The 21311-nt window shown below is 70.6% G+C and carries 19 protein-coding genes and 2 pseudogenes; 17 read left to right on the forward strand and 4 right to left on the reverse strand.

The window, feature by feature from the left end:
* Nucleotides 1–20 precede the first annotated feature (20 nt).
* From BL254_RS11410 to BL254_RS11465, 12 genes and pseudogenes are all read left to right on the forward strand, one after another.
* On the forward strand, nucleotides 21–2243 hold the full coding sequence (locus tag BL254_RS11410) for an ATP-dependent RecD-like DNA helicase (protein WP_076843280.1): 2223 nt from the start codon (nucleotides 21–23) through the stop codon (nucleotides 2241–2243).
* 600 nt (nucleotides 2244–2843) lie between these two features.
* Complete coding sequence (locus BL254_RS11415) at nucleotides 2844–3236, forward strand: TcmI family type II polyketide cyclase (RefSeq protein ID WP_076843281.1); 393 nt, start codon at nucleotides 2844–2846, stop codon at nucleotides 3234–3236.
* Nucleotides 3233–5050, forward strand: a complete 1818-nt coding sequence (gene accA, locus BL254_RS11420; RefSeq protein WP_076843282.1) for an acetyl-CoA carboxylase carboxyltransferase subunit alpha/beta — start codon at nucleotides 3233–3235, stop codon at nucleotides 5048–5050. The genes BL254_RS11415 and accA overlap by 4 nt, the downstream gene beginning before the upstream one ends.
* Nucleotides 5047–5673, forward strand: a complete 627-nt coding sequence (locus BL254_RS11425) for a biotin/lipoyl-containing protein (RefSeq protein WP_047221793.1) — start codon at nucleotides 5047–5049, stop codon at nucleotides 5671–5673. Before accA ends, BL254_RS11425 begins: the two co-directional genes overlap by 4 nt.
* Before the next feature lie 32 nt (nucleotides 5674–5705).
* Nucleotides 5706–7073, forward strand: a complete 1368-nt coding sequence (locus BL254_RS11430; RefSeq protein WP_076843283.1) for an acetyl/propionyl/methylcrotonyl-CoA carboxylase subunit alpha — start codon at nucleotides 5706–5708, stop codon at nucleotides 7071–7073.
* Nucleotides 7070–7330, forward strand: a complete 261-nt coding sequence (locus BL254_RS11435; protein WP_047221791.1) for an acyl carrier protein — start codon at nucleotides 7070–7072, stop codon at nucleotides 7328–7330. The genes BL254_RS11430 and BL254_RS11435 overlap by 4 nt, the downstream gene beginning before the upstream one ends.
* 121 nt (nucleotides 7331–7451) lie before the next feature.
* Nucleotides 7452–7961, forward strand: a complete 510-nt coding sequence (locus BL254_RS11440) for an SRPBCC family protein (RefSeq protein ID WP_076843284.1) — start codon at nucleotides 7452–7454, stop codon at nucleotides 7959–7961.
* A gap of 43 nt (nucleotides 7962–8004) precedes the next feature.
* Nucleotides 8005–8403 (forward strand): annotated as a pseudogene (locus tag BL254_RS28305) (cupin domain-containing protein); the annotation flags it as partial.
* A gap of 185 nt (nucleotides 8404–8588) precedes the next feature.
* Nucleotides 8589–9902, forward strand: coding sequence for a beta-ketoacyl synthase (locus tag BL254_RS11450; protein ID WP_047221789.1), 1314 nt, complete (start codon nucleotides 8589–8591; stop codon nucleotides 9900–9902).
* Nucleotides 9899–11137, forward strand: a complete 1239-nt coding sequence (locus BL254_RS11455; RefSeq protein WP_047221788.1) for a beta-ketoacyl synthase N-terminal-like domain-containing protein — start codon at nucleotides 9899–9901, stop codon at nucleotides 11135–11137. The genes BL254_RS11450 and BL254_RS11455 overlap by 4 nt, the downstream gene beginning before the upstream one ends.
* Nucleotides 11138–13615 carry an FAD-dependent monooxygenase gene (locus BL254_RS11460; protein ID WP_076843285.1) on the forward strand — a complete coding sequence of 826 codons (2478 nt, stop codon included), beginning with the start codon at nucleotides 11138–11140 and terminating at the stop codon, nucleotides 13613–13615.
* 81 nt (nucleotides 13616–13696) lie between these two features.
* A complete protein-coding gene (locus tag BL254_RS11465; RefSeq protein WP_076843286.1) occupies nucleotides 13697–15079 on the forward strand; it encodes an NAD(P)/FAD-dependent oxidoreductase in 1383 nt (460 codons plus the stop codon).
* Here BL254_RS11465 and BL254_RS11470 read toward each other — a convergent pair.
* The 3 genes from BL254_RS11470 to BL254_RS11480 all read right to left on the reverse strand — a co-directional run bounded on the left by BL254_RS11470 (nucleotide 15060) and on the right by BL254_RS11480 (nucleotide 17990).
* Nucleotides 15060–15917 (reverse strand): 4'-phosphopantetheinyl transferase, encoded by an 858-nt coding sequence (locus BL254_RS11470; protein ID WP_047221866.1) that lies wholly within the window; start codon nucleotides 15915–15917, stop codon nucleotides 15060–15062. The genes BL254_RS11465 and BL254_RS11470 overlap by 20 nt on opposite strands.
* Nucleotides 15918–16077: 160 nt before the next feature.
* Nucleotides 16078–16935: a metallophosphoesterase gene (locus BL254_RS11475; RefSeq protein WP_076843288.1), complete on the reverse strand. Its 858-nt coding sequence runs from the start codon at nucleotides 16933–16935 to the stop codon at nucleotides 16078–16080.
* Nucleotides 16936–17117: 182 nt separating this feature from the next.
* A complete protein-coding gene (locus BL254_RS11480; RefSeq protein WP_076843289.1) occupies nucleotides 17118–17990 on the reverse strand; it encodes a TIR domain-containing protein in 873 nt (290 codons plus the stop codon).
* Nucleotides 17991–18566: 576 nt separating this feature from the next.
* On the opposite strand from BL254_RS11480, the gene BL254_RS11485 reads away from it, so the two are divergent.
* The 5 genes from BL254_RS11485 to BL254_RS11505 all read left to right on the forward strand — a co-directional run bounded on the left by BL254_RS11485 (nucleotide 18567) and on the right by BL254_RS11505 (nucleotide 20847).
* A complete protein-coding gene (locus BL254_RS11485) occupies nucleotides 18567–18767 on the forward strand; it encodes a hypothetical protein (RefSeq protein WP_047221787.1) in 201 nt (66 codons plus the stop codon).
* Nucleotides 18767–19297, forward strand: coding sequence for an HEXXH motif domain-containing protein (locus tag BL254_RS11490; protein ID WP_052914271.1), 531 nt, complete (start codon nucleotides 18767–18769; stop codon nucleotides 19295–19297). Before BL254_RS11485 ends, BL254_RS11490 begins: the two co-directional genes overlap by 1 nt.
* Complete coding sequence (locus tag BL254_RS28310; protein WP_052914270.1) at nucleotides 19282–19560, forward strand: DNA-processing protein DprA; 279 nt, start codon at nucleotides 19282–19284, stop codon at nucleotides 19558–19560. Before BL254_RS11490 ends, BL254_RS28310 begins: the two co-directional genes overlap by 16 nt.
* A gap of 473 nt (nucleotides 19561–20033) precedes the next feature.
* Nucleotides 20034–20444, forward strand: coding sequence for a hypothetical protein (locus tag BL254_RS11500; protein WP_047221785.1), 411 nt, complete (start codon nucleotides 20034–20036; stop codon nucleotides 20442–20444).
* Nucleotides 20445–20517: 73 nt separating this feature from the next.
* Entirely contained in the window at nucleotides 20518–20847 is a 330-nt protein-coding gene (locus tag BL254_RS11505) for a hypothetical protein (RefSeq protein ID WP_052914269.1), read from the forward strand.
* Nucleotides 20848–21142: 295 nt separating this feature from the next.
* On the opposite strand, the pseudogene BL254_RS24905 reads toward BL254_RS11505, so the two are convergent.
* Nucleotides 21143–21306: pseudogene (locus BL254_RS24905) on the reverse strand (alpha/beta hydrolase); the annotation flags it as partial.
* Between the last annotated feature and the right edge of the window lie 5 nt (nucleotides 21307–21311).

A 21311-nucleotide genomic window follows, 5' to 3' on the forward strand; every position in this document is an offset into this window, starting at 1 on the left:
GCCGTGATATCGGTACTGGCATGGCAGCAGGGCAGCCGTTCCACGGATCGGTGCTGGACGCGGTACTGGAACGGATCACCTACGCCAACGAGGAGACGGGCTACACCGTCGCCCGGGTGGACGCGGGGCGGTCCGGTGAGCTGATCACCGTGGTGGGCGCGCTGCTGGGCGCGCAGCCGGGTGAGTCGCTGCGGATGCGGGGGCGGTGGGGCTCGCACCCACAGTACGGCCGGCAGTTCCACGTCGAGGACTACAGCACCGTGCTGCCGGCGACGATCCAGGGTATTCGGCGGTATCTCGGCTCCGGACTGATCAAGGGTATTGGGCCGAGGCTCGCCGAGCGCATTGTCGAGCATTTCGGTATTGACGCCCTGGACGTCATCGAACAGCATCCCGAACGGCTGATCGAGGTCCCGAAACTCGGCCCCAAACGGACGAAGGCGATCGCGGTTGCCTGGGAGGAACAGAAGGCCATCAAGGAGGTGATGGTCTTTCTCCAGGGCGTCGGGGTGTCCACGTCGCTGGCGGTGCGAATTTACAAACAATATGGCGACCGGTCGATCGAGGTGGTGCGCACCCAGCCGTACCAGCTGGCCACCGACGTGTGGGGCATCGGGTTCCGTACCGCGGACACGATCGCCAGGGCCGTCGGGATTCCGCACGACAGCCCGCAGCGGATAAAGGCCGGGCTGGTGTTCACCCTGTCGGAGTCCACCGGGGACGGGAACTGCTTCCTGCCCGAGCAGCGGCTGATCGCCGAGGCGATCAAGATCCTGCAGGTCGACACCGGCGCGGTGATCGAGTGTCTGGCCGAACTCGTCGCCGAGGAGGGCGTCGTCCGTGAGGAGATCCCCGGGGAGGATCCGGACGCCCCCGTCGCCGCGGTCTACCTGGTGCCCTTCCACCGCGCGGAGATCTCCCTGGCCGGTCAGCTCCTGCGGCTGCTGCGCGCGCCCGCCGACCGGATGCCGGCGTTCGCCGACGTCGACTGGGACAGGGCGCTGCTCTGGCTGCACGGGCGGACGCGCACCGAGCTCGCCCCCGCCCAGCGGGCGGCGGTGAAACTGGCCCTGACCGAGAGGGTCGCCGTCCTCACCGGCGGGCCGGGATGTGGCAAGAGCTTCACCGTACGCTCCGTAGTCACGCTTGCCCAGGCCAAGGGCGCGAAGATCGTGCTGGCCGCGCCCACCGGCCGGGCGGCGAAACGGCTCACCGAGCTGACCGGGCACGACGCGTCCACCGTGCACCGGCTGCTGCAGCTGCGTCCCGGCGGGGACGCGGCCTACGACCGCGACCACCCGCTGGACGCCGACATCGTCGTGGTCGACGAGGCGTCCATGCTCGATCTGCTGCTGGCCAACAAGCTGGCCAAGGCGGTCGCGCCCGGGGCGCACCTGCTCCTGGTCGGCGACGTCGACCAGCTCCCGTCCGTCGGGGCCGGGGAGGTCCTGCGCGATCTGCTGGCGGCGGGGACACCGGTCCCGCACGTGCGGCTGACGCACGTCTTCCGGCAGGCGCAGCAGTCCGGGGTGGTCACCAACGCGCACCGGATCAACAGCGGCGAGYACCCGCTGGTGCGCGGCCTGCCGGATTTCTTCTTCTTCGCTGCGGACGAGACCGAGGAGGCCGCGGCGATGACCGTGGACGTGGTGGCCCGGCGGATTCCCGCGAAGTTCGGGCTGGACCCGCGCCGCGACGTGCAGGTGCTCGCGCCGATGCACCGCGGCCCGGCCGGCGCCGGCGCGCTGAACACACTGTTGCAGGAGGCGCTCACCCCGGCGCGTCCCGACACGCCCGAACGCCGCGCCGGCGGGCGGATCTTCCGGGTCGGCGACAAGGTCACCCAGATCCGCAACAACTACGACAAGGGAGCCAGCGGCGTCTTCAACGGCACCCTGGGCGTGGTCACCGGTATCGACCTCGACGAGCAGAAGGTCACGGTGCGTACGGACGAGGACGAGGATATCGACTACGACTTCACCGAGCTGGACGAACTCGTCCACGCCTACGCCGTGACCATCCACCGTTCGCAGGGCAGCGAGTACCCGGCCGTGGTCATCCCGGTCACCACCAGCGCCTGGATGATGTTGCAGCGTAACCTGCTGTACACGGCGGTCACGCGGGCTCGTAAACTGGTGGTGCTGGTCGGGTCACACCGAGCCATCGGCCAGGCCGTGCGCACGGTCAGCGGCGGCCGCCGCCACACCGCCCTCGACCACCGGCTACAAACGTCCGCTTCGTAACACCGCCTGGTCTCAGATCTCAGATCTCGGGTTTCGGATCTCGGGCCGCCCTGGTCCGCCCTCTCGACCCAGGCTCCTCCTCCGGGTTCGTTCTGATCGTTGGTCGGAGGTCGAATCGCGGGAACGAGGGGGCAAGTGGTTGCTGTGGCAGCCATTTCCGTACTTGTTCCATACTCGCTCCGTATTCGCCTTCCCGGGCGGGGCGGACGGCTGGCCGGTGTTGTTGGTGGATTGTGTTTGCTGGCCCGCTCGTCGGGCCGGCCGGCCCGGTGGGTCGACCCGGTAGGACGCGCCGCGGGCGGGTGGCCGGCCGTCGGTCGTGAGCCGACCCAGCGGCCGACTCGGTGGCTGGCCCGCCAGGCCGACTCGGCGGGGCGGTGCGGTGGGGGCGGCGGGCCGGTGTGGGTGGCTTCGGGGAGGGGCGGTCGCTCTCTGGCAAAGGTCACGCAGACGGCACCGGTGGACGCGCTGTGTGATCACCCTTACTCTCGGTAGGGGGGTCGGTCTGAACCGGAACGTTGTCGCCGTGAATGGGTCAGTGACCCCGCCGGCCCCGGTCCCGGGGTTTTCCCGGCCTGCTCGGTGGAGGGGGACACCAACATGCACAGATCCTTGATTGTTGCCAAGATCACACCCGGCGCGGAAAAGGACGTCGCACGCATCTTCGCKGAATCGGACGCGACCGGACTTCCGCGGATCGCCGGCGTCACCCGCCGTTCGCTCTATTCGCTCGGGGATCTCTACGTCCACCTGCTGGAAACGGCCGGGGACGGCCGGCGGGCGGTGGACAACGCGCGCGGCCACGAGGAGTTCAAACGCGTCAGCGAGCGGCTGTCCCACTACATTCAGCCCTATCTGCCGACCTGGCGGTCACCCGAGGACGCGATAGCGCGGTGTTTCTACACCTATGAGGCCGGCTCCGCCGGCGGTACCCACGAGGCCAGCTCCGCCGGTGGCACCCACGAGGCCAGCTCCGCCGGGGAGGCAGCGTGAGGGCCACGGTCGCCGAGGCGGACGTGGCCGCCTGGAGCCGGTGCGGCTCCTGCACCGCGCTCGTCTACGGCAAACGGCTGGCCCGCAACCTCTACGTGTGCCCGGAATGCGGCCACCACGACCGGCTGACCGCCGCCCAGCGGATCGACCAGCTCCTCGATCCCGGCAGCTTCCGGCCGCTGCTGGTCGAACCCGTCCACTTCGACATCCTCGGGTTCACCGACACCCGGCCGTACGCCCAGCGCTGGGAGGCGGCCCGGCGGGAGACCGCGCTGGCCGAGGCGGTGCTGTGCGGCGCCGGAGCCATCGGCGGCCACGGGCTTGTCGTGGCCGTGATGGACTTCCGTTTCCTCGGCGGCAGCCTCGGCTCGGCGGTCGGCGAAATGATAACGCTCGCGGTGGAACTCGCCGTGGACGAGGCGCTTCCCCTGCTCGTCGTCTCCACCTCCGGCGGCGCCCGGATGCAGGAGGGCTGCCTGTCGCTGATGCAGATGGCCAAGACCGGTATCGCCGTCGAACGGCACCGGGAACACGGCCTGCTGTCCATCAGCCTGGTGACCGACCCGACCTACGGCGGGGTGGCGGCGTCGTTCGCGACCAACACGGACGTGATCGTCGCCGAGTCCGGCAGCCGGATGGGTTTCGCCGGGCCCCGGGTCATCCGGCAGACCATCGGGCAGGAGCTGCCCGCCGAGTTCCAGAGCAGCGGTTTTCTCGCCAGCAAGGGGCAGGTCGACATCGTCGCCGACCGGACGGACCTGCGGACGGTGCTGGGCAGGCTGCTCGCGGTCGGCCGGCGGGAGCAGCGGGACATCGACCCGTCGACCGACCTGCCGGCCGACCTGCCGGCCGGCGAGCCGGCGGACGAGCCGGCGCGGCAACCTGTCGGGACGCCGGCCGGCCGGCCCGTACCGGCCGGCTCCGGCGTGCTCATCACCGACCCGGAGCGGCTGGTCCAGCGGGATCCGTGGGAGACCGTCCGACTGGCCCGGGACAGCGGCCGCCCCACCGTCCGGGACTACCTCGCCCGGTCGTTCGACTCCTTCATCGAGCTGCGTGGTGACCGGCTGTACGGGGACTGCAGCGCCGTCGTGGCGGGCATCGCGGAGATCGACGGGCTTGCCGTGGCCGTGGTCGGGACCGAGAAGGGGCACTCGACCACGGAGCTCGTCGCGCACAACTTCGGCATGCCCCAGCCCGAGGGCTACCGCAAGGCCATGCGGGTGATGTCGCTGGCGGCGCGGCTCGGCCTGCCCGTGGTGACACTGATCGACACCCCCGGCGCCTACCCCGGCCGGGAGGCCGAGGAGCGGGGGCAGGCGTCCGCGATCGCGCACGCCATCCAGCGGATGTCCGCGCTGTCCACACCGGTCATCGCGGTGATCACCGGTGAGGGCGGCAGCGGCGGCGCGCTGGCGCTGGCCGTCGCCGACCGCGTCCTGGTCGCGGAGAACGGCGTGTTCTCCGTGATCAGCCCCGAGGCGTGCTCGTCGATCCTCTGGAACGACACGCAGGCCGCGGCCGAGGCCGCCCGCGCGCTCGGCCTGAACGCCCCGTGGCTGCTGCGGCTGGGCATCGTCGACGCCGTGGTACCCGAGCCGCTCGGCGGCTCCCAGACGGATCACCTTGCCGCCGGCAACCTGCTGCGCCAGGCGGTGCTCGAGGCCCTGCGCCCGCTGCTGGCGCTGCCGGCGGCCCACCTGATCCGGGCCCGGCGCTCGCGCTTCCGCCGCTTCGGTCAGGCGGCCGTGACCACCCCCACCGACATCGCGCCGCCGCAGCCGCGCGAACGACATGAGGAGAAGGCCGTATGAGGCCGGCCAACACCAGCGACCAGCGTCAGCACGTCCTGAGCCGTCTGCACGAGCACGCGACCCGGCTGGCCGGGGAACTGCCCGGCCAGCTCGGCCGCATCCGCGTCTGTTCCGGGGACGTCGCCATCGAGGTCGAGTGGTCGCGGGCGACCCCCGGCGCGCAGCAGGCGGCGCCGCCGGAAAACGTCGGCGCGCTCATCCCGGCACCGTCCACCGGCGACACGGCTGTTGAGCGGACGGTTGTCACGCGGGCGGCCACCGGGGCGCCGGCCGCCGGAAACGGCACCATCGTCAGCGGTGCCCCCGTGAATGGCGCGGCCGTACCCGGCGCCACGGCAAACGGGGCCGCCGCGAACGAGGCTGGTGAGAATATCGCGGACGCCGACGTGGCCGCTGTCACGGCCCCGATCGTCGGGACTTTCTATCACGCGCCCGAACCGGGGGCAGAGCCTTTCGTCACGGTGGGGAACGTCATCGACGCGGGCGCGACGATCGGCATCATCGAGGCGATGAAACTGCTGAACCCGGTGACTGCCGACATCGGCGGGACGGTGGCCCGGATCTGCGTCGGGAACGGGGAGGCGGTCGAGTTCGACCAGGTTCTCGTCGAAATAGCACCGTAGCGGAAGTCTCATTTCACGCGGGGGGTGAAGATTTGTTCCAGAAAGTTCTCATCGCGAACCGCGGCGAGATCGCGCTACGGGTGGCCAGGGCGTGCCGTGAGCTCGGTATCCGGACCGTCAGCGTCTATTCGACAGCGGACCGGGACTCGCTTGTCCATCGCCATACCGACGAGGCGGTGTGTATTGGGCCGCCACCGCCACGGCGCAGCTACGCCAACGCGGCGGCCATCGTCGAGGCGGCGAGAATGACAGAGGCKGACGCCGTCCATCCCGGCTACGGGTTTCTCTCCGAGGATCCCGACTTCGCGGAGATATGCGCCGACGCCGGCCTGGTGTTCATCGGCTCGCCGCCGGCGGTGATGGCCTCGCTGGGGGACAAGAGCGTGGCCCGGGCCCTGATGCGCAGGGCGGGCCTGCCGCTGCTCACCGGCAGCGCCGATGTCGCGCGCAGCGTAGCTGACGCGCGCGACATCGCCGACGCCATCGGATATCCCGTCATCATCAAGGCCGCGGCCGGTGGCGGTGGGCGCGGTATGACGGTCGTGCGCTCGGCCGCGCAGCTCGCGACCGCGTTCGCCGACACCCGGGCGGCGGCCCGGGCGGTCTTCGGCGACGACCGGATCTACGTGGAGCGTTTTCTCGAACGGGCCCGCCACGTCGAGGTGCAGATCCTCTGTGACGCGCACGGTGTGGGCATCCACCTGGGCACCCGGGACTGTTCGGTGYAGCGCCGCCACCAGAAGCTGGTGGAGGAGGCGCCCGCGCCCGAGCTCGACCCCGACCGGGTGGCCGAGATGTGCCGGGACGCGGTGCGTGGCGCGCTGTCGGTCGGTTTCACCGGCCTGGGCACGGTCGAGTTCCTGGTGGACGAGGACCAGAACCACTATTTCATCGAGATCAACAGCCGTATCCAGGTGGAACATCCGGTCACCGAGATGGTGACGGGCTGCGATCTCGTCCACGAGCAGCTCCATGTCGCGRCCGGCACGCCGTTGCGGCTGCGGCAGGAGGACGTCGTCCTGCGCGGGGTCGCCGTCGAGTGCCGGGTCAACACCGAGGATCCGGACCGCGGGTTCACCCCGGCCGCGGGCCGGCTGGACCGCTTCGCCCCGCCGGCCGGCCCGTTCGTCCGGGTGGACACCCATGGCTTCCCCGGATACCGGGTCAGCCCGTACTACGACTCGCTGCTGGCCAAGGTGTCGGTCTGGGCGCCCAGCCGGGCCGAGGCGCTCAGCCGGGCCGAGCGCGCGCTCGGCGAGTTCGACGTCGACGGGCCCGGCGTACGTACCACTATTCCTTTCATCAAACGTGTGCTGGCCGACACCGAGTTCCGCAAGGGACGGTATTCGACCAGCCTGGTCGACCGCCTGACAGCGGACTCCGGAAAGGTGCGGCGATGAGTGTTGAAGCTACCGGGGAGACCCGGTCCGTCGTGACAGCGGCCACGATCCGCGAAATTCTCGTCGAGCGGGCCGGTGTGGATCCGGACGTTTTCGCCGGAAACGAGTCGCTTTCTCTCGCGGAGCTGCAGATCGACTCACTGGCCGTTCTCGAGCTGCAGGCGGTGCTGGTCGAGAGGTTCGGTGTGGAGATTCCCGACGAGGCCGTCACGATGACCGTGGGGGAGATCGCCGCCGTCGCGAACGAGGATCGGTGACAGAAGGTCCATGAACGAAGACCTGTGAAAAGGCCAGCGAACGAAGGCACCCGGGTGGCGTCCCGTGGGCGAGGGCCTGCGGGAGAAAATCCGGGACAATTTCAGGGAGGTCTCGTAGGAGATGCCGGGACACACACAGAACTCGGTGTTCATCGCCGCTCCGTTCGGCGTCGTCTGGGACGCGACGAACGACCTGGAGAACTGGCCCGACCTGTTCACGGAGTACGCCTCGGTGGACATTCTCGAACGCGAGGGGAACACCGTCCGTTTCCGGTTGACCATGCATCCGGACGAGAACGGYCAGATCTGGTCGTGGGTCAGCCAGCGAACGGTCGACCGTGGCCTGCGTGAGGTGCGCGCGCATCGGGTCGAGCCCGGCCCGTTCCAGTACATGAACATCTACTGGTCGTACGAGGAGCTCGACGGCGGCGTCCGGATGACGTGGCTGCAGGACTTCGCCATGCGCCCGGACGCGCCGGTCGACGACGAGGCGATGACCGCCCGGATCAACGCCAACTCGGTGATCCAGATGGAGATCATCCGGGACAAGGTCGAGAAGCTGGCGGCCGGTGTGGCCGRCACGGCCGGTGTGGCCGGCGCGGCCGGTGGGGCTCGCGACGCGGGCGCATGACGAGTGAGCACGGGCGCATGACAAGTGAGAGGGAGTACCGGAGATGGCTGTCGCATCCTGCTGTCGGCATGTGGCTGTCCGTGATGTTCCGCCGGACCGGCGGCGCGGGGGAGAGCTACGGGTGCTGCTCGGTCCGCGCACGGTCGGTAGCACCTCGGGCTTCATGGGCGTGGCCACCCTGCTGCCCGGCGAGAAGATCGCCGAACACTACCATCCGTACAGCGAAGAGTTTCTGTACGTAGCAACAGGGAGCATCGTCGTCGACTGCGACGACGTCCCGGTGGCCGTCGCGGCCGGCGAGGGGCTCTACATCCCGATCGGGACGCGCCACCGGCTGCGCAACACCGCGGGCGAGCCGGCGTCGGTGGTCTTCCACCTCGGTCCCCTCGCCCCCCGTCCCGAGCTCGGGCACGTGGACACCGAGAACGCCGAGGACACCGGGAAGGCCGGGGACACCGGGAACGCCGGGGAGGCCCGGGGGAGCGGGGACGCCCGGGACGCGGGCGCTGCCCGGCAGGCCGTGACCGTGACCGCCGACCAGGCGCGCTCCGAGCCGCAGCTGTCTGACCAGGTGAGTACCGGCCAGGTGGGCAGCGAACGCGCCGACGGTGATCCGGTGGCCTCGGCGTGAGCGGCCACCGCCGCGTGGTGGTGACCGGGGTGGGCGTGGTCGCGCCGGGCGGGGTGACGCGGGAGGCGTTCTGGTCCGCTGTGACGGCGGGCCGGACCGCCACCCGGCGCATCACCCTCTTCGACGCGTCGCCGTTCCGGTCCCGGGTCGCCGCCGAGTGCGACTTCGACCCGGCCGCCGCCGGGCTCACCCCCCGTCAGGTGCGGCGCTCCGACCGCTACATCCAGTTCGCCATGGCCGCCGCCGCCGAGGCCGTCACGGACAGCGGGCTCGTCTTCGACGAGCCGACCGCGAACGCCACCGGCGTGACGATGGGCACGGCGGTCGGGGGGACCACGGCGCTGGAGACCGAGTACGTCGTGGCCAGCGACAGCGGCCAGCAGTGGCTGGTCGACCCCGACTACGCGTCGCCGTTCCTGTACCAGGCGCTGATGCCGAGCAGCCTGGCGGCCGACGTCGGCTGCCAGTTCGGCGCCCACGGCCCGGCGCAGGTCGTCTCCACCGGCTGCACGTCCGGGATCGACGCCATCGGCTACGGCTACCAACTCGTCGCCGACGGGGAGGTGGAGGTGATGATCGCCGGTGCGTCGGACTCCCCGATCTCCCCGGTCACGCTCGCCTCCTTCGACGCGATCAAGGCGACGTCGCCGGACGATTCCGACCCCGAGCACGCCTCCCGGCCCTTCGACCGGGACCGCAGGGGCTTCATCCTGGGTGAGGGCGGCGCGGTCCTCGTCCTGGAGGAGCTGGAGCACGCCCGGCGTCGGGGTGCGCACATCTACTGCGAGGTCGCCGGGTTCGCCACCCGCAGCAACGCCTTCCACATGACGGGGCTGCGTCCCGACGGGGTGGAGATGGCTCGGGCCATCTCCGACGCGCTGGCACAGGGCCGGCTGGCGCCGACCACCGTCTCCTACATCAACGCCCACGGTTCGGGGACCAAGCAGAACGACCGGCACGAGACGGCGGCCTTCAAACGGGCGCTGGGCGAGCACGCCTACCAGGTGCCGGTCAGTTCGATCAAGTCCATGGTCGGCCATTCGCTCGGCGCGATCGGCGCGATCGAGATGGCGGCCTGCGCGCTGGCCATCGAGCACGGGGTGGTCCCCCCGACGGCGAACTGGGCCAACCGCGATCCGGAGTGCGACCTCGACTACACGCCGAACACGGCACGTGAGCACAAGGTCGACGTCGCGCTGTCGGTCGGCAGCGGTTTCGGGGGCTTCCAGTCGGCCATGGTCTTCCGGGCTCCCAACGGCCTGCCGGCCGCGGAGGGCGCTGGGAAGAGGAAAGCGGGGGTCGGACGGTGACGCCGCGCGCTGTGATCACCGGGATCGGGATCGTCTGCGCGAGCGGGATCGGCGTGGACACGTACTGGAAGACCGCGCTGTCCGGGGAGACCCGAATCGGGCGCATCACCCAGTTCGACCCGTCACGCTACGACACCACCCTCGCCGGTGAGGTCGAGGGTTTCGGGGCGGCCGAGCACATGCCGAGCCGGTTCGTCGTGCAGACGGACCGGTGGACGCACCTGGCCTTCTGCGCCGCCGGCCAGGCCCTGGCGGACGCGGGGATCGACCCGGAGGCCCTCGACCCGTACGACATGTCCGTCGCGCTCGCCAGCGGCTCGGGGGGCAACGCGTTCGGCCAGCGCGAGCTGCAGCACCTGTGGAGCTCCTCGTCCCGCACGGTCGGCGCCTACCAGTCGATCGCCTGGTTCTACGCGGCCACGGTGGGGCAGCTGTCGATCCGGCACGGCATGAAGGGGCCGTCGGTGGTCCTGGTGTCGGAGAGCGCCGGTGGCCTGGACAGCTTCGCCCACGCGGCGCGGCTGGTCCGCCGCGGGACCCCGGTGGTGCTCGCCGGCGGAACCGAGGCACCGCTGTCCCCGTACGCGCTGACCTGCCAGCAGCACAACCATGCCATGACATCCCGCACCGACCCGGCCCACGCCTACTGCCCGTTCGACGTCGACGCGGACGGTTACGTCCCCGGGGAGGGGGGTGCCGTCTTCGTCGTGGAGGACCTCGACCACGCCCTGGCCCGCGGCGCCCCCGTGATCTACGGGGAGATCGCCGGGGCGGCGGCCACGTTCGACGGCCGCCCCTCCCGGCGTCGCGGCGGCTTCGACGTGGAGCAGTACGCCCGGGCGATGACCACGGCGCTGCACCGGGCGGGCCGGCGTCCCGAGGATGTCGACGTGGTCTTCCCCGACGCGCTCGGGCTGCCCGCCGCCGACCGCGACGAGAGCGCCGCGCTGCGGGCCGCATTCGGCTCGGCGTCACCGGTGGTGACGACGCAGAAGCCACTGGTGGGGCGGCTCTACCAGGGTGGAGCCGCCCTGGACGCGGCCACCGCCCTGCTGGCCATGCGGCACGATCTGCTGCCGCCGGCGGGTGTCCGTACGCCCGCGCCCGGATGCGACCTGAACTTCGTCGCCGAGGTGACCCCCACGCCGGTCACCACCGCAATGATCAACGCCCGTGGTTTCGACGGATTCAACGCGTCGGTCGTCCTACATCGCTATCAGCAGGAGGAGAAATAGATGCCCAACGTGGACGCGACCGGCGGCCCCGGGGTGGGGGCGGTGGTGCGCACGGCGCTCGGCACCGCCACCGACACGGTGCGCACGCTGCTGCGCATGCGCGCCCGTCCCGGCCGTGAGCAGGAGTTCGAAAGCGCCTGGCTGAAGGCGGCGGAGGTCATCAGCACGGTGCCGGGGAACATCCGCCAGGATCTGATGCGCAACCCGGACCGGCCCGGCGAGTACGTGATCGTGGCCGACTGGGAGAACCGCTCGGCGCTGGACGCCTTCGGGCGCAGCGCGCGCCGGGACCACCTCACCGCCGCCCTGCGCGACCTGCGCGACGACGCCGAGCGCAGCACCTACGACGTGCTGCACACCCTGGACGGGCGGGGGCCGGCGGTGCGGGTGCTGGTCACCACCACTGTGCCCCCCGGCGAGGAGGACGCGTTCGAGCAGGCGTTCCTCGAGGTCGCCGAGGCCATGCGCGGGGTGGCCGGCCGGGTCCGGGAGGAGCTGCTGCACGAACCCGGCACCGGCACGTTCCACCTGCTGGCGGAATGGGCCTCCGAGCAGGCCTTCCTGGCCTGGGTGGGGGATCCGAACCACAGCGACCGCACCAGGCAGCTCATCCCCTTCCTCGACCGTGGTTTCTCCCGCCGCATCTTCTCGATCGTCGCCCGCCCACCGGAGGACGAAGCGAACGCCGGCGCGAGCCCCGAGGCGGCCATCGGCGCGGACGCCGCCGGCGCGAACGCCCGCCCCAGGCCGGGGGCGGCCCCGCAGCAGCGCCCGACAGCGGCCCTGAGCACGGCCGCGGCCGCGACCGTCCGGCCGCAGGTCGCCGGTGCCCGGCGGCCGGAGCCGGACGCGGCAACCGACGTGCTGGTCGTCGGCGCGGGACCGACCGGCCTGACCCTCGCCATCGAGCTCGCCCGCCGCGGGGTCGCCTGCCGGCTGGTGGACAGGAGCACCGAGCCGCCGGGCCAGGCGGACAAGGCCATCGGCGTGCACTGCCGGACGATGGAGATCTGGGAGGACCAGGGCATCGTCCAGGAGGCGATGGACGCCGGCATCTGGCTCAACGGCCAGATCGTCGTCGTCAACGGGCACCAGACCCACCGCGTCGAGTGGGACCTGCCGGAGCTGCCGTACGCCCACCTCGGGCTGCCGCAGTACGAGACGGAACGCATCCTCACCAACCGTTTCGCAGCCCTCGGCGGGACGATCGAGCGGGGCGTCGAGCTGCGCGGCCTCACCCAGGACGCCGCCGGCGTGACCGCCCGGCTGTCGGCCGCCGACGGTGAGACGACGGTGCGCGCGAAGTATCTGGTGGGATCCGACGGCGCGCACAGCACCGTCCGCAAGGAGCTGAACCTGGCGTTCAACGCGGGCGCCGGACGGTTCCCGCAGCTGTTCATGCTCGCCGACGTCGAGGTCGACTGGTCGCTGCCCGAGGGCTATCTGCTGCGCTTCCTGCACGAGACCGACGGCAAGATGGACGGGATGCTCGTGTGCGTCCCGTTGCGGGGCCAGGGCCGTTACCGCATCGCGACCATGGCCCCGCCGCGGATCATGGCCGAGGCCGCCCGCACGGACGTGCCGCCCGGTTTCACGAAGGAGTACGAACCGCCGACGCTGGCCGAGTTCCAGGCCGCGCTCGACGGGCTGGCGCCGCCCGGGACGACCGCGCGCAACCTGCGCTGGTCGTCGATCTTCCGGATCAGCCACGGGATCGTCGACCGTTACCGGGTCGGCCGGGTGTTCGTCGCCGGTGACGCCGCGCACCTGCACCCGCCGGCGGGCGGGCAGGGCATGAACACCGGCATCCAGGACGCCTACAACCTCGGCTGGAAGCTCGCGCTCGCGGCGGGCGGGCACGCGGGGCCGGGCCTGCTCGACAGCTACGAGGCCGAGCGCCGCCCGGCCGGGGAGTCGGTCATGGGCCGCGCCGTGCGGGTCGCGTTCACCGACGAGATGGACAACGAGGACGAGAAGGCGCAGTTCCTCGACGAGATGCAGATGACCCTGACCTACCGCGGCACCCCGCTGGTCGGGGAGGCGCTGGGCTGGGACGCCCCGGACCGCGGGCCGGCGGCCGGCGACCGCGCGCCGGACGTGCACGGGCTGGCCCGCCGCGGGGTCGGGCACCGGCTGCGGCTGTTCGAGCTGATCCAGGGCAGCGGGCACACGCTGCTGTTCTACGGGGACGCCTCCTCGACCGAGGAGGACCTGCGCGGCTACGAGAAGATCGCCGCGGCGATCCGGCGGCAGGCCGCGGGGCTGATCAACGTCTACGCCGTGCTGGACCCGGACGCCGTCGCTCCCGCGGGCCTTGACCTGCCCGTCATCCGCGACACCGAGCGTGACTACCGGTCCGTCTACGCGACCACCGGGCCGTGCGCCCACCTGATCCGGCCGGACGGGCACATCGGCTTCCGCAGCAGGCCGGTCCTTGCCGGCGCCCTTGAAGATCACATACGTGCCGTTTTCGGGTGACGACAGCCGATTGCGCTTCGGCGTACGGCCGCGACGAAATGTACGGAGTGTGATGAACTGATATGCAGAACGGGGAATTGAATGGCGAGCGGAAGGCGGCTGGACGTCCTGGTGTGCGGTGCCGGAGTGGCCGGGATGACGGCCGCTCTCGCGCTGGCGCGCCTCGGGCACGCGGTGACGCTGATCGAGCGTGACACCGCGGTGAGACCCGCCCGGCTCGACGAGGCCGGTGGCTGGAGACGGACCGGGGTCGCGCACCTGCACCAGCCGCACGCCTTCCTCGCCCGCATCCACGCCGAGCTGCGCGCGGGCCTGCCCGACACACTCGACGCCCTGCGGGCCGCCGGCGCGGTCGAGGTGCCCCTGCCGGACGGGACGCGCTCGTTGCGGTGCCGCCGCAGCACCCTGGAGTGGGTGCTGCGGCGCGACCTCGAGACGCAGCCCGGGATAGAGCTGCGGGCCGGGACCGTCCAACGGGTGGAGACCCGGCGGGGAACGGCCGTCGGCGTGCAGCTGGCCGAGGGCGGGCTGCGACCGGCCGATCTTGTTATCGACGCCGGTGGCCGGCGCAGCCGGCTGACCACCGGGGCACGGGACGCGGAGGGCATCGACGAGCCGGCCAACGAGGTCTACGTGTCCCGCCGCTACCGGCTGCTGCCGGGACGGCAGTTCACCGCGGTCAACCGCTGGGTGGTCGGAGTCGAGGAGGCCGACGGCTACGCGCTGCTCGTCTTCCCCCATGACGCCGGCACCTTCACCGTCGCCTTCGTCCACCTGCCGGGGGACCGGGCGCTGGCGGGGCTGCGCCGGGTGCCGGTGTTCGAGTCGGCCGCGCGCATCATGTCGCTCGGGGCGGCCTGGACCGATCCGAACTTCGCCGAGCCGATCTCCGGCGTCACGGTCATGAGCGGGCTGCGCAACATGTTCCGGCCGCTGGATCCGGCGGTGCCGGTCGGCCTGCACGCGCTCGGTGACACGGTCTGCACCACCAACCCGCACTTCGGCCGAGGCTCCTCGCTGGCTGTCACGCACGCGTTGCGGCTCGTCCAGGCGGTGGCTGAGGACCCCGGCGATCCCGCCGCCTGGCGGGACCGGGTCGACGCCTGGGTCCGGGGCGAGCTGCGGTCGTGGTTCGACGACGCCCGGCAGCTCGACCGGGCGCGTGCCGCGGCCTGGTGGGCGGCCGTCGACGGCGGGGCGCAGGCCATCCCGTCGATGAGCCCGCCGAGCCCGGCGTCGCTGCCGCGGTTCGTGCTGCTCGCCGCCGCCGGTGTCGACCCGACGGTCGCGACGGCGGCGCTGYGCCACATGCAGATGACGGATCCGCCCGAGGCGCTGGACGCGGTGGAACCGCGGGTGACGGACCTGATCACTCAGGGCTGGCGTCCGAGTCGTTCCCCGGGGGTGCCCACCCGGGCCGAACTGGTCGAGACGATCTCCGCGGTCAGCGTCCCGGTACGGTGATCGCCGTGATGACCAGGCCGTTGCGGGCCAGCCAGCGTCCGGTGAAGCCGGTCAGCCGTTCGGGGGCCTGAGGCTCCAGGGACGCGGAGAGATCCGCGGGGAGGGCTCTGTCGGGCTGGTCCCTCCCCGGTGGGACGCCACCGGGGAGCACCGGCCCGTCCACCAGCAGGTGGACGGAGAAGGTGCCTCCGAGCGGGTCGATCGTGATCGACGCGTCCTCGAAACCCAGCCAGCGCCGGGCCAGCGGGAACCACGCCTTGTAGACCGATTCCTTCATGCTGAACAACAGCCTGTCCCAGTGCACGACGGGATCCACGGCGGGACCGCCGGGCGGCAGCGCGCCCGGCCGCCCGGCGGGATCCCCGGGCGGCAGTGGCTCCGAGCGCGCGGCGGGGATGCCGTGCGGCGGGCCGCCCGGGCGCGCGGCGGAGCCGTCGCGCAGCAGCGGGTCGAGCCAGTCCCGTTCCTCGGGGCGGGCGATCTGGTCGAGCACGCCCGCCGGCAGGGCCTTGTTCGGCTCGGCGTCGATACCGACCGTGAGGATGTCGGCGGACCAGGCCGCCACCGCGGCCCGGTAGCCGGCACAGTGCGTGATGCTGCCGATCACCCCGGCGGGCCACTGCGGCTCGCCCTTGGGCCCGCGCAGGATCGGTACCGGCGATATGCCCAGGCCTGCGAGCGCGCGGTGGGCGCACACCCGGGCGGTGGTGAACTCCCGGCGGCGTTTGTCCACGGACCGCGCGAGCGTCGCGGCCTCCTCCGGGAACAGCACGGCGTCCGGATCGTCGGCGAACGCCTCCACCGCGACCACCGCGGGGTGAAGCAGCGTGGCGAGCAGTTCGGCCCCGGCGACGGCTCCGCCGGACGAGGCGACGGCGCCGGACGGGGTGGGGGGCCCGGACGAGCTGAGGTCGGTCGCGTCTTTGGGGAGGCGGCTTCCGGGCACGACGGCCCCAGCCGTCCCGGTCTCTGATATCCCGGTCCCTGATATCCCGGTCTCAGTCATGTCGCTCCGGCTCCGGCAGTATCTGCCGGGGAATGTTGCGCGGGCCGTTCCAGCGGCGCCACTCCCGAGGATAGCCGATCGAAACCTCCTCGAACCGGACGCCGTCATACCACGTTGTTCGGGGAATGTGCAGATGGCCGTACACCACGGCGGCGGCCCGGAACCGCCGGTGCCAGTCGGCGGTGTTCTCCGTGCCGCACCACTGCGCGAACTCCGGATAGCRCAGCACATAAGTCGGATCCCGCACCAGCGGGAAATGGTTCACCAGAACGGTCGGCAGCTTCGGGTCACATGCCGCGAGCCGTTCACGGGTGTGCTCGACCCGGGCCCGCGACCAGGCGTCCACACTCGGGTAGGGGTCGGGAACCAGCAGGTACTCGTCCGCGCAGACCACGCCCGTGCGGTGCGCCACGGCGAGCGCCTCCTTCTTGGAGCTGGTGCCGGCCGGCCGGAAGGTGTAGTCGTAGAGGAGGAACAGCGGAGCCACCGTGACCGGCCCGCCGGCGCCCTCCCACACCGGATAAGGATCCTCCGGGGTGAGTACGCCCAGGCGCCGGCATATCTCCACCAGATGCTGGTAACGCCGCTCACCGGTCAGCCGCACCGGATCCTTTTTCGGCGTCCACAGCTCGTGATTACCAGGTACCCAGATCACGGTGGAGAACCGGGAACGCAGCAGTGCCAGCGCCCATTCGACGTCCGCGACGACCTCACCGACGTCACCGGCGACGATCAGCCAGTCCGCGTCCGACTCCGGTCGTAGTTCCTCGATGAACTGCCGGTTCTCGGGGTACGCCACATGTAGATCACTGATGGCGAGCAGCTTCCCAGCCACCCGGAACGTGGTCACCCCTCCAACTTTACCCGATCCCGCCGGGGCGCCGCGTGACGAATCCCAGGGCCAGTTCGATCAGGGCGAGCCCGGCCTGCTGCGCCACCCCCGCGAAAGCCTTGGTGACCTCCAGTTTGCGCTGGTTCTCCGGCGGCGCCCTGGCGGGCCGGACTCCACCAGGACCCGGCCGAGGATCCGGGCTAAAGATCGGTACCCGTGCTGCTCGCTTCTTCTTTTACGTATGCGGCAAAAGCGGGATTTGCCGGAAACAGCTGCCGCGCCGCGGCCAACAGGCGCTCCCGCCCCGCGGGCAGTACTCCCGCCGCGAGCAGGCTGCTCACCGCTCTCCAGAACTCCAGCGAAGATCCGGCGTTCCACCCTGGCTGACGCCCCGCGTCCAGACCGGCGGTCTCCAGTATCTGCCGCGCCGAGACAGGCGTTGGGAATGCCGCGGCCAATGCGTGAACCGCCGGCTCGGACAGACCTGGTGGTGCGGCTGGAACCCCCGGTGGYGATGGTGTGACGCGTGGCTGCCGGGCGGCCGGCGGGAACTGCGGCACCGAATCCACCGACGTCTCACCAGCCGTCAGCCCGCCCGTTTCGGAGACCGGTGCGCCGGCAGGAAAACTCGGCTCACTCGTCGGCTTTCGGCGCCGTGTCCCAACAGCCTCCAGAAGCCGTTGCCGGGCAACTTCCCGAGTGACCCCGAACAGGTCCACCGAGACGATCTGGCGCAGCAGCCCCGGCCGGTCGCAGTCCGCCACCCGCATGACCATCAGCAGCTTCGTCGAACCAGCCGGGTTCGACGCCCAGACGGCCTGCCACTCCTCCGTCGCGAACACCGACGTCAGATAGGAACGCGAGAGCACGACGATCGTGCGTCGGCTGCCGTCCAGAGCCTGCTGCATTTCGGCGACGAAATGAGAACCAGGCGCGAAGTCCCACGCCTGAATCAGGACGTCATGACCGGCCTCTTCCAACGTCCACGCAATCCACTCCGCCCACTGGGTGTCCACCCCCGTGTACGAGACAAAGAAACGCTGTCCCGCCCCGTTCTGACTACCGTCGACCACCCGGACAGCATCCCATACCCCGTACCCACCGCCGGACGCGATACGCGGACCACCTGGCCAGGTACGCGAACCCTCTCCGCGTCCGCGGCGAGCGCGAAGCGGAACGTGCCGTTGGGGCGCGCCCGGGCCCGGCGGGCCTGGTTGGGCAGGGAGCAAGTACCGTCCTGCCAGGGACGAGCGGACCGAAGCGGTTGGCTGGGTGGTGGGCCGCCGCCCGCCGAGCCCACGCCTGGCTGCGTTTGTGACGGTCCGTTGTGAAGATCGCGAGCCGGGGTGCGGTGTAGGTCCGCATCCTGTCGAGCACGCGGGCCGAGTTCCCGGGGCGAAAGGCAGGTTCCGGTAACGGAAGGCAGCCGTCAGTCCCCGACCTGGCTGTATCCGCCACCCGGGTCGTTCCGTGGCTGCCCCGGCCCTGGACGGCCCAATTCCGCCGGACCAGCGCCACGTTTGCGCCATCTCCACCTGGCAGGTGTGTAAGACTTCTGTCGCGGCTTCGCTCTTCTTTCCACGGCGGGGAACGGCGGCTACCGCTTCCGGCCGCCGTGGGGAGAAACGGTCAGAAGGGAATGGGGCACCATGCCTGACGCTGTGATCGAATGGGAGCTCGCCGATGTGCGCGGGATCGGGCTGGACCAGCTCCCCGACAGCACGGACGAGACGCTTCAGACCGAGGTTCGGCGGCTGCTCGACACCCTTGCCCTCCGCATGACCGCCTGGGCCGTGAATGGGACCACCTCCTCCAATGCAAATGGCGCCAAACGCCGGCAGGATTATTGATGCGGCCCGCGCCGCCGGTGGCCGCCGCACGTTCCGGCCCCGGCACCCACCGGTTGTCGGCGCGCGATGTCGACGCCCTCTCGCTCGGTGCGATCGATCCCGACATCGTCCGGCGGCTGGTGGACGCCGAGATCAGCTATCGCCGGATCGCGTTCCGCGCTCTCCTCGACTTCCTGCGGGACCAGCCCGCGCAGTCGGGCCCGCTGACCTCGGCGGAAGTGGCCTGGGATCTCCTCGTCGAGGTGGAACGGCGTGATCCCGCAGCGGTCCGCACGGTACTCGACCGCCCCTTCGCCGGAGCGTGGGCCGCCAGGCTGCTGCGCCGGCTGCGCGCACGGCCGCACGACGACGTGCCGCTGTGGGTCGATGTCGGCTACCTGCACGCCATGGCCGCCGCGGCCGCGGTCCGGGCCGGCGCCGCGGCTGCGCCCACGCGCCTCAGCCTGGAAGACGGCGCTCGCCACTGCTGTCGCAGTTCTGGCCGGACACGCCGCCTCAGCGGCACAACTTCCCGATGCGTAACGCGGTGATGTCCGGCTACGGCATCACCACGATCGTCGTCGAGGCGGGGGAACACAGCGGCGCTCGCATTCAGGCCCGGATGGCGGTGCACCACGGCCGGTCGGTGATCCTGACCGATCTCGTCGTTGACAGCACCGAGTGGGGCGGGGAACTCGTCGGTCGTCCCGACGTCTACGTCGCGTCGTCGATCGCCGAGGTGAGAGCCGTGGTCGAAAAGCTTGCCGAACGTCCGAGCCAACTGGAAGCGGTTCTCAGCCAGATCACCGTCTGATGACCACCCGTTCGCCCGCTCTTGACACACTCCGCGACCTCATCGGCAGCACGGGAATCCTGTTCCTTCGCAATACCGATGGGCGCCCGGAGTCACCTGCAACATCTGCACAGGGATTCCGATCTACGGTCTTTCGTTCGTGCTGGTGGTCATGTTCGTCGCGGCTTCGGGCTACTGCGGGGATACGCGGCGACTACGATAGATCACGGGCCAGAGTACACTCGGGAGATGCGTAGCGCTGAATTTCTCCTCCTGTGCCGTGGGGCCTGAATTCCTCGTCTGTTCCGGCTCACCTGGGCGGCTTCCGCCGTTGCGGGAGGAGGCCTTTTCGGGCTGGTAGTGTCACGGTTGAACGGCGCCTCCTGGCCACCGTTTACAGCTTTCAGCCTCTTCCTCGGCGCGGGATGGGCCTGGGCCGGTCTGGCCTATTTTTTTTAGGACGGTCCTGTGCCACGTCAACTCTGCGCGCGTCGGTGGCGGCGCTGCTCGGTCTGGTCGCGGCCGTGGTCGCATACAGCCTCAGCGATCTTTCGCGTGGGGTCTACCGCACGGTAGATGAAACAGGCCCGCGGTTGGCAACGTACATGGATTGGCGAGGCTTTGTCACCACGACCGGCTTCTGGGTCGTGGTCGCCGTCGTCGTGGCCCCGGTTCTCGGCATCGCCGGGAGGTCGGGACGAGGCTGGCGGACTCGCGCGGTAATCAGCAAACTCCTGATACCGATCCTGGCTCTGACTGAGATGACGCGGCGTTTGGCAATGGAGGCAAGGTTTCAGCCCAGCCCGGTGGCGGTGTATACCTGGGACGTTGTCGAGGGCTGCGCACTCCTGGTCGTGATCGTCATATTGGGAATCTGCGCAGCCCGGACGCTCCAGCGACGCTAAAAGAACGTCCGCGGCCCGGCAGTGCGGGCTGAGCGCCGCGTATCATGCGATTATGAACGCAGGTCCGGTAACTGTGACAGGTCTTGGCGCCTGGGGCATTCTCAAGGAAAGCCCGGATGGTGGGACGCGGTGCGAGGTACGCGAGTTCGCGCTGCTGTCCGACGGGCGTGAAGTGACGCTCTTGGATGACCGGGGGTGGGCAACATCCGCGCCGCTGGACGAGATCTCACTTAACCATATCGTGCGCAACGTCCGTAACGTGGTCCTGCCCGACGACGCCGAGGAAACAGGCGAACAGCACGAGTGGCAACGCTTCGAGCAGCACCTGCGCGAAGCCGGTGTTCTGGCCGCTCCGGACGGGCTCCGACTGCTACCGTACCGCATCATTCTGAGCGTTCCCTGAGGTTGTTCTCGACCTGCGTGCGTACGGCGGCTGGGCTGGCCAATCCATACTCGCCGCATACACGGATCCCATCCACGACCACCCGTACAAGCCATGATCCAAGCGAGTTTGTTGTTGTGTGCGCTTTTTGGCCGCATCAGCGTACACAACGACAAACTCGCGCCGATCTTCTCCGGTAGCCGGCGTCCATCGAAGCGTGCCACCGTTCGCGGGGATACGTATGGCTACATGGCCGGCGCTCTAGATCAACCGTGTGCCGACGCGGCTGAGCGAGCCGGCCGGGTCGCTCAGCCGCGTCGAAGGCCGGCACGTCGACCACCCGCACGCGGTAGGCGTTAGCCGCCAGACGGCCGCCGAGGCGGCGGTAGATGGCGGGACTCTCCCCCGGCCCGGCACGACCAGGACGGTCCCGCGGGTGCGCAGGCCTTCGGGGCCGGTGAAGTCGAGGTAGTCGGTCATGGGCT

Source organism: Protofrankia sp. BMG5.30, assembly GCF_001983005.1.
Classification (GTDB): Bacteria; Actinomycetota; Actinomycetes; order Frankiales; family Frankiaceae; genus Protofrankia; species Protofrankia coriariae.